At 68.1% G+C, this 8486-nt stretch carries 7 protein-coding genes; 3 read left to right on the forward strand and 4 right to left on the reverse strand.

The features are described 5' to 3' along the window. Both HMPREF3159_RS13540 and HMPREF3159_RS16800 read left to right on the forward strand, forming a co-directional pair. Positions 1–1029, forward strand: a 1029-nt coding sequence (locus HMPREF3159_RS13540; protein ID WP_210388882.1) for a DUF3427 domain-containing protein, incomplete at its 5' end; no start/stop codon positions are given. A gap of 217 nt (positions 1030–1246) precedes the next feature. Next, positions 1247–2602 (forward strand): SIR2 family protein, encoded by a 1356-nt coding sequence (locus HMPREF3159_RS16800; protein WP_168165438.1) that lies wholly within the window; start codon positions 1247–1249, stop codon positions 2600–2602. On the opposite strand, the gene HMPREF3159_RS13545 is transcribed toward HMPREF3159_RS16800, so the two are convergent. After that, positions 2586–3893, reverse strand: coding sequence for an acyltransferase family protein (locus tag HMPREF3159_RS13545; protein WP_070501642.1), 1308 nt, complete (start codon positions 3891–3893; stop codon positions 2586–2588). The genes HMPREF3159_RS16800 and HMPREF3159_RS13545 overlap by 17 nt on opposite strands. A gap of 152 nt (positions 3894–4045) precedes the next feature. On the opposite strand from HMPREF3159_RS13545, the gene HMPREF3159_RS13550 reads away from it, so the two are divergent. Beyond that, a complete protein-coding gene (locus HMPREF3159_RS13550) occupies positions 4046–4717 on the forward strand; it encodes a class I SAM-dependent methyltransferase (protein ID WP_070501644.1) in 672 nt (223 codons plus the stop codon). A 94-nt stretch (positions 4718–4811) separates the two neighbouring features. Here HMPREF3159_RS13550 and HMPREF3159_RS13555 read toward each other — a convergent pair whose 3' ends face one another. The 3 genes from HMPREF3159_RS13555 to HMPREF3159_RS13565 form a co-directional block, all read right to left on the reverse strand. Continuing rightward, positions 4812–6314 carry a GmrSD restriction endonuclease domain-containing protein gene (locus HMPREF3159_RS13555; RefSeq protein ID WP_070501646.1) on the reverse strand — a complete coding sequence of 501 codons (1503 nt, stop codon included), beginning with the start codon at positions 6312–6314 and terminating at the stop codon, positions 4812–4814. Between the two features lie 207 nt (positions 6315–6521). Further along, on the reverse strand, positions 6522–7319 hold the full coding sequence (locus HMPREF3159_RS13560) for an SDR family NAD(P)-dependent oxidoreductase (RefSeq protein ID WP_070501649.1): 798 nt from the start codon (positions 7317–7319) through the stop codon (positions 6522–6524). A gap of 113 nt (positions 7320–7432) precedes the next feature. Continuing rightward, positions 7433–7615: a hypothetical protein gene (locus HMPREF3159_RS13565; RefSeq protein WP_070501648.1), complete on the reverse strand. Its 183-nt coding sequence runs from the start codon at positions 7613–7615 to the stop codon at positions 7433–7435. Between the last annotated feature and the right edge of the window lie 871 nt (positions 7616–8486).

Raw genomic sequence — 8486 nt, forward strand, 5'->3', positions numbered from 1 at the left:
GGGATTGCCACCACGCTAGGGGACACACCCCTCAAGCTTTCAACGCGCGATTTGGTGGCAGACGTTCGTCAGCACAAGCCGACTGGCACCACCCCGAGTGACTACGACTTGGGCTCCTACCTGCACGCGGCAGAGCGGTCCCTCGCTGACATCTACGGCCCGGGGACGCGCAGCTTGAACAGCCAGAAGCGTTCTGCGAGCTGGTCGACTCTCGTGGACTGGGCCTTCCCTGCCGACCGGGGAAAGCCGCTCTCAGACACGGCCGACGCCCTCCTGCGCCGCGTGGGGACGTTGACGCACGTCGACGATCCTGAGCGGATCCAGGCATACCGCCGGCTTCTCACCGCACCGACTCTCCCCACCGGGATTGAGAAGGATCTGCACGCCGCGATGCTGGTGTACTCGTTCTGGCCCAACGGGGAGCGGAGCATTCGTACCGGCCTCGACGAGCTACGGTCACACGCCTCGGTGATCGAGGAGCTACTCCACCTGCTCGCGTTCCAGGAGCAGTCTTCTCGTGTCCGGCCGGAAACACTCTCTGGTTCAGTCGCAGACTCACCGCTGCGATCGCATGCGAGGTACTCCCGCGAGGAGCTCCTGGCCGGATTGGGGCTTGGCACCCTGGACGCCGGCGCGCCAGGCTCGATCCGCGAAGGCGTGAAGTGGCTCCCCAGCATGAACGTGGACGCGCTACTGGTGACGCTCAAGAAGTCCGAAGCGGACTACTCCCCCACCACCATGTACCGCGACTACGCCATCAATCAGCAGCTCTTCCACTGGGAGTCCCAGAGCACGACGAGCGTGGAGAGCCCCACGGGGCAGCGATACATCAACCACGCAACGCGCAACTCCAGCGTCGTCCTCTTCGTGCGGCGCACGAAGACCGGCGACATCGGCACCGAGCCCTACACCTGCCTCGGCACGGCCCAGTTCCAGCAGGCGACGGGGTCGCGGCCGATGCAGATCGTGTGGCAACTGGATCGAACGATGCCGGCAGATCTGTTTATGGAAGCAAGAACCGCTGCATAGCGAGACTCAAGCGCCGAGATGAATGCGCACCCGCATAACACGCAACTTTAGAGCTCAGCTCGATAAAGTAGAACACCCCATAACCCAATGATCGGATCTTGTCATGCCCCCCGAAGTAGTACACGTGAATACCGAACTTAATTCAAACGCTTCACCGCGTCCCGTCTATGTTCTAGGGGCCGGATTCTCGAGAGCAGTCAACCAAGATATGCCACTAATGAACGACCTAGGTCACGAATTACAGTCGCGCCTAGACTTCCTCGGCGAAGAATCGAGCAGCGCGTCCGTCAACTTCGAAGACTGGCTAAATGTTCGCGTAACAGCACTCCCGTTCCTGAAGGGCTGGCAAAATGCCTCACGATCAGCCCAGGCTGAACGCATAATTGCCGAGATTGCAGCAATTCTCGACGAGAGAACCAACGCCGCCCTATCTACCGCCAGCCCAGCTTGGCTTTTGAGACTAGTCGAGTTATGGCATGCAGAGAATGCGGCGGTCGTTACATTCAATTATGACCCTTTGGTGGAGAGCGCCATCAACGAAGCGGGCCTAATCCACTTCCACTCCAGAGGCGCCAATCGCGTATTAGCCGACACTCAAGTTTTCCCGGCCCCTCCCGCTCCTCCGGCCGTATATTACCTGGACAACGACTCCCCGAACTCCAGCTCCCTTCAATTGCTCAAACTTCACGGCTCCCTGAACTGGTATTGGTCGTCGGGCGACCGCCTCGGGACAACACTTTCACGAACCCGAGAGCGACGAACTTTCGCCGGCCGCCGGGTCGTGCCGGAGCCAGAAGATTTTACCGGAACCAAGATGCTTGACAGATTTCTAGTGCCTCCCGTGAGCACCAAGAGCGCCTACTATTCCCCATACTTGACTAATGCTCTTTGGAGATCTGCGCATGACCACATCTCTAGGGCAAAGAGTTTGACAATAATCGGATACTCCCTCCCTAAAACCGATCAGGTGGGTACGGAGCTACTTGCAACCGTGCCGCGCGAAGCGCAGGTCCGGCTTATCGATTTCACACCCGGGAATCAAGACGATGACGCAAGTCTCGCAGGGCGCGTAAATGCACTTAACGGGTCAATTGACCACGTTTGGTCCGGTGCGCGCTCTGTGCCAGACTTTGTTCAATCCCTATCGCAAGAGCTATCTGGGAAGCTTTTTGACGTAACGCCCACCAAGCCAGATGCTGACGTCCTCGTTGCCCTCCCTGTGGGCGCTGGCGACACAAGTGAACCATCGATATTTATCGCCTGCCGGACTGAGAATGGGAATATAGGAACGGTCGACATTGATTTTCCACTGATAGCGCGCTCACAAATGCCCCCCAGGGCGATGGCATTCAATAGCCTTCCCGCTGGGTATCGTGAGTTCGACTCGTTCATCCGCGTTGGGCGCCTCCGCGAGATGCTCGACGCGGGAGTTCCGCCCACTGTCATTCATAATGATCGCGAATTCCTAATTGTCAGTATTGAGTACAACTTGATCGGCCCCTGGGATGTCGCCCTCCTTACAACTTCAGAGGAGCGACCGCTTGAGCATCTATCCCCTAACGTTGACGACTAGGCACCATATCTAATACCCCTAACCCCCACATCCCCACGACCGGCACGAGCGGCCACCACCAGGTCACGCCGCCCTCCCCCACCACGCCCACCGACGCCATGACGGCGAGGCCGGCAATCACACACACCGCCGCGGCGATCGGCTTCCACAGCGGCGGCGCCGGCCGTTCGTCGGCGCGCGGGGTCTCGAAGCGGCCCATCACCAGTACGACCACGCCGGTCAGCGCCAGCAGCACGAACACCCACAGCGGCCGCGTCGCCCACCACATCCCCGTCAGCGGCTCGGGCAGCAGCACCCGCGCATCGAGTGCGAGCAGCAGATGGGCGAGGCCCACCATGACGGTGAGGTGCCACAGGAACCAGGTCATGATCCGCTGGTTCACGAGCACGGTCACGAACCACAGCCTCGGCCGGCGCAGCAGCGCCTCGAGCGGCTTCTCGAGGGAGAGCACGAGCCCGGCCTGGAGCATGCCGAGGAACGCCATCGTCACGCGCGTCGGGCTCGAGTTGGAGATCGCGTCTCCCCCGGCGGTGATCATCGAGACCGGATAAGGGCCCACCAGCACGAGCAGCAGCAGGCCGACCAGACCGATCCCGGCCAGCAGCATCCGTCGGCCGATCCCGGAGAGCCGGCCGTCGAGCCAGGCGTAGCCGACCTGGTGGAACGCCGCCCAGACGAGCAGGTAGTTCGGGTAGCCGAGCAGCGGCTGGTCGGTGGCGATGCTGATCGCGTCGACGATCCCGGCGAGCGCGATGCCGCCCACGATGGACCACCAGCCGAACCGCTCCCACAGCCACAGGCACGGCGGGCCGATGAGGATCACCATCAGGTACGCGGCGAGGAACCAGGTGGGGATCAGCGCCATCTGGGAGGCGAGCTGCACCGTCGCATGCGGGGCGCCGAGCGCGACGGCGACCACGCCGATCACGAGCCAAGTGAGCAGCAGCGGGATCAGCGGGATGCCGAGGCGTCGAAGCCTGGTGCGCAGCCACTCGGCGTAGCCGATCTCCCTGCGCCGTGCGGAGCGCCAGGAGAGGCCGTTGGAGTACCCGCCGACGAGGAAGAAGATCGGCATGACCTGGAACAGCCAGGTCAGCGGATGGGTCCACCGCGCGCCATCGAGGACGCCGTGCGGGAGGATCCCGCCGTCGGGGTCGACGGCGATGATCGTCCAGTGCCCGAGCACCACCACCGTGATCGCGGCGGCGCGCAGGAAGTCGACGACCCGGTTGCGGGAGGCAGGAGTCGCGGCGTCGACCTTCTCGGCGCGGCTCTGACGCGTGGTCGTCATCGGCTCCCCTCCCCTCGTCCCTGCGGCGGCGGAGCCGCTGGAAGCGGCGACAATCTACCCCGAACTCCGCACTCCGCACGCGGGACCGGCCTGCTCTGGCGTCCTCGGCAAGAGCGCTTCCGCGCCGCGGGAGGGTCTGCGAGGCTCAGCCCATGACCGCACACCATCACGCCTCGCACGCCCACGCGCCCGCGCACGCCGAGTCGTCCCCCGACCTCTCCCCCACCGAGTACTGGGAGCAGCGCTACTCCGGCAGCGAGCGCGTCTGGTCAGGGAAGGTCAACGCGACCATGGCCTCGGTCGTCGCCGAGCTCGCGCCAGGCACGGCGATCGACCTCGGCTGCGGGGAGGGCGGGGACGTGCTCTGGCTCGCCGAGCAGGGCTGGACCGCACTCGGTCTCGACATCTCCGCCACCGCCGTCGGCCGGGCCCGTGACGAGGCCGCCGCGCGAGGGCTCGACGGGGCGAGCTTCGAGGCCGTCGACCTCGACGCCTGGGAACCGGAGCCGGCCTCGGTCGACCTGGTCACCGCGAGCTTCTTCCAGTCGAACGTGGCGCTGGACCGCACGGCGATCCTGCGCCGGGCCATGACCGCGCTGCGCTCCGGCGGACGTCTGGTCAGCGTGTCCCACGCCGCACCGCCGTCCTGGGCGACGGACCATCCGGCGACGATGGTCTCCGTGCAGGACGAGGCGGCACAGCTCGGCGGCTCGGCCGAGGAGTGGGAGGTCGAGCTCGCCGAGGAGCGGCCGCGCGCCGCGACCGCCCCCGACGGATCGGCGGGCGAGCACCTCGACGCGGTGCTGGTGCTGCGGCGACGCTGACGACCGCTCGCCGTCAGCGGGTACAGCGGGCAGGAGCGGGACGCCCTCGTGGGGCGCGGGCATGACCGGTCAGGCCATACCCGCGCCGTCAGCCTCACTCGCAGCCGACCCCGTCGCCGTCGCGGTCCAGCTTCCTGCTGTAGCCGGGGTCGCCGGCGTGCACGGGGGCCGCACCGGCCGCGCGCGCGGCATCGCAGTTCTTGTAGTAGGCGCTGCCGCCGCCGGAGCCGCTGTCGTTCGACTCCTCCTTCGGCGCAGGCTCGTACGCGGGAGCGGGCTCGGGCTCGGGTTCCGGAGCAGGCTCGGGCTCAGGGGCCGGCTCGGGCTCGGGGGCCGGCTCAGGCTCAGGCTCCGGCGCGGGCTCCTCCTCGGTCGCGACGACGTCGCCCTCGCCGGTCGCGGGCCACTGGTCGTCGTCCTCGATCGCGAGGAAGCCCTCGCAGTCGCTCAGCACGCGCTCCATGGCGTCGGCCTCGGCGGGCTTGACCCACAGGTCGTACTTGTCCTTCACGGCGATCTGCCGGGCCACGTACTCGCAGCGGTAGTCCTTGAGCGGCGGGAGCCAGGTGGCGGCGTCGCCGTCGCTCTTCTGCCGGTTCAGGCTCGACTCGACCGCGAGGAGGTTCAGCGGGTCGTTGGCGAACTCGCGACGGGTCTGCTCGTCCCAGCTCGCGGCGCCGGTCTGCCAGGCGTCGGAGAGCGCCACGACGTGGTCGATGTCGATCGTGCTGTTCTCGCGATCGAAGTCGACGGTGTCGCCGCTGTACGGGGAGTCGAGGGTGCCGCGCTGGACCACGCAGCCGTTCGTGCCGCCCTTGAGGGTGATCGCGGTGAGGTCGCGACGCAGGATGTCGTTGCGGGTGTCGCAGCCGTTGCGGTCCATGTCGTCGCGCCAGCCGAACAGCTCGCGGTCGTAGTCGGTCTTCGCCCCGCGGCCCTTCTCGTCCAGTCCGGCGAGGACGGCGAGCGCCGTGCCCTCGGCCGCGACGGGCTCCGGGGTCGGAGAGGGCGTCGGGGCGGCCGTGGTGGTGGGCGCCGGGGTGCTCGGCGCCTCCGTCGTGGGAGCGGCCGTCGTCGGCGCCTCCGTCGTCGGCTCGTCCGCCAGGACGGCGGTCTCCTCGAGGACGGTCTCACCCGCGACCACCTCGTCGGCCGGGGGCGTCTCGACCGTGCCTCCACCCGCGATGATCGCGACGAATCCGAGCGCGACCACGCCGGAGATGGCACGCGCGGGCCACTTCATCGTCTCGAACTGACGCAGAGGCCGACCCTTGGCATCCTTGACCCGGCCGATGCTCAGCAGCACCAGGTCGACCAGCCACCAGATGAACAGCCCGCCGAGAGTGAAGAACTTCAGCAGGCCGGTCTTCCACTTGCCGAGGTAGAAGCGGTCCACGCCCCAGATCCCGAGGAACAGAGAGAGCGCCCAGGCGATCGGGAAGCTCTTGGCCGGGGCCTGCACGGGGCGCTGCGGCTGCTGCGCCGAGGTGGTCGGTTCGAAGGGCAGGCCTCCCTGCGGGCTCTGGCCGTACGTAGGCGCCGAGGGCCAGTTCTGGCTCCCGTCCGGGCGCGGCGGAGTCGGGTTCTGAGCGTTCATGCCCATCCTTCGTGATCGTCACCGATGTCCGTGCACGGCACGGACCGGGGCGTCGGCGGCAGCCGCCCGTCCCCCGTGTCTCCCCACCGGAGACCATCGAAGATTACGATTCAACGACCACGGATGAGCAGGACTTTCGTCCGATACCGCCGACATCACACGCCTGTGCAGAAAACTGCGAGGCACGCTCTCGCACCCCCGCGGCGCTCACGGCAGGATCGCGTCCGTGTACCCGCCGTCCACCCGCAGCGCCCCACCGGTCGTGGCCGACGCGAGCGGCGAGGCGAGGTAGACGACCATGTTCGCGATCTCCTCGGGCCGGACCAGGCGCTGCACCAGCGACTGCGGGCGGTGCAGGCGCATGAACTCGGCCTCCGCCTCCTCCCAAGGCAGGGACGGATCCACCAGCTGATAGACGAAGTCCTGCACGCCCTCGGCGTACGTGGGCCCGGTGATCACGGAGTTCACGGTGACGCCGATGCCGGCGGCGTCCTTCGCGAAGCCGCGAGAGACGGCCAGCAGCGCCGTCTTGGAGACGCCGTAGTGGATCATCTCGGCCGGGGTGACGATCGCGGAGTCGCTGGCGATGTTCAGCACCATCCCCCAGCCGCGCTCCTTCATCCCGGGCAGGGTCGCGCGGATCAGCCGCACCGCGGCCATCACGTTCACGTCCCAGTAGCGCTGCCACTCGGCGTCGCTGATCTCGAGCGCCGGCGCGGCGCCGAAGATGCCGAGGTTGTTCACCAGCACGCCCACCTCGTCGGCGGCCTCGAGCGCGGCGGCGAGACCGTCCTCCGCGGTGACGTCGCCGGGCGCCGCGACCAGCAGCGCCGGGACGACCCCGGCACCGACCAGGGTATCGAGCGCCTCATCCACGCGCTCGCTCGAGCGGCCGTTGACGGCCACGCGCGCACCGGCGAGCGCGAGCCGCTGCGCGATCGCGAGGCCGATGCCCTGCGTGGAGCCGCAGACGAAGGCCGTCCTTCCGGTCAGGTCCAGGTCGATCGGGGGATGACCCTCGCCTCGCGCTTCGCGGGCCACAGGCCCCGGGCTGCGAGGGAGCAACGCCGCGGGCTCGCGGGTCCTTCCCGTGCCGTTCCCGGCGAGGGACCTGCCTCTCAGAGCCCCATCAGCACGATGCCGATGAAGGCGAGCACGAGCGCCGCGACGACGGCGGCGGTGGTGCGCGCGGAGCTGTCGCGCTGCCCGGCGTCCGCGTTCCTGGACACGACCGGGATGGGCCCGGTATGGGTCGTCGGGGTCATCTCGTGACCGAGGTGGATGTCAGGGCGAGGATCCATGCCGGAGGCCTCCTTCAGCGGTGTGTGGGACGCGCCTGGTGCAAGACGCGTCCTGCCAGGTCAGTCGGGGAAATCGTGCGCCTCGGCGCACCGGTCAAGGCTAGGGTCCTCGCGGGCGCGCGCGAAAGAGCTGTCCAGCACCCGTCAGCGGGATCACACCGCCCCGGGCGCACTGCTCGTCGCCCTGTCCTGCGCCCTTCCCGCACGGCGCCGGAGCCCGGGGCCTTCAGCCGGTCCCACCTGCCCGCACACCCCACGCCGTACCCCGCCCCGTCGGCCGCCGACGGTCACGGTGGACGCCTGGAGAGGGCGCGATGACCGACGAGACCGACGCGGCCGATCCCCCGCGGCTCCTCCCTGCCCGAGCATCTGCGCGGCGCGCTCGACGATGCCGCCGAGTTGCAGCGCCGCTGCGCGAGGACCTGCACGGCGCGCACGGCATGAAGGCGGGAGCGGATCCCCCGATCCGTCTCCCGCCTCCGCTGGGCCACGGCCCTGCGCCGGCCTCCGCCCCCGCGGAGGGCCTTCATCCCTCTCCCCCGAGAGTCCCGCACCCAGTGCCTGAAATCTACGACGGGCGCCCGGAATGCGCGATGGGGCGAACTGCCTGGGGAGAACTCCCCATGCCGAGGCCCGGTCGGGACGTGCCCCGCCCGTGCCCGGTTTTTTGCCTCTGCGCCATGCTCCAGCTCCTCACCCCGCACCCGCACCCGGACCCGGACGATGGTCGAGAGCTGGCGCAGGGCGTACCACTACGCCGATATAGGCATAGAGGTACGCCCTCCGCCAATACCCGTCCATCCCCCCGCCCGGCCCCCCCCCCCCCCCCCCCCCCGAACGACCCCCCCCCCCCCCCCCCCCCCCCCCCCCC

The sequence above is a fragment of the Brachybacterium sp. HMSC06H03 genome (genome assembly GCF_001807385.1).
In the GTDB taxonomy this organism is placed as follows: domain Bacteria; phylum Actinomycetota; class Actinomycetes; order Actinomycetales; family Dermabacteraceae; genus Brachybacterium; species Brachybacterium conglomeratum.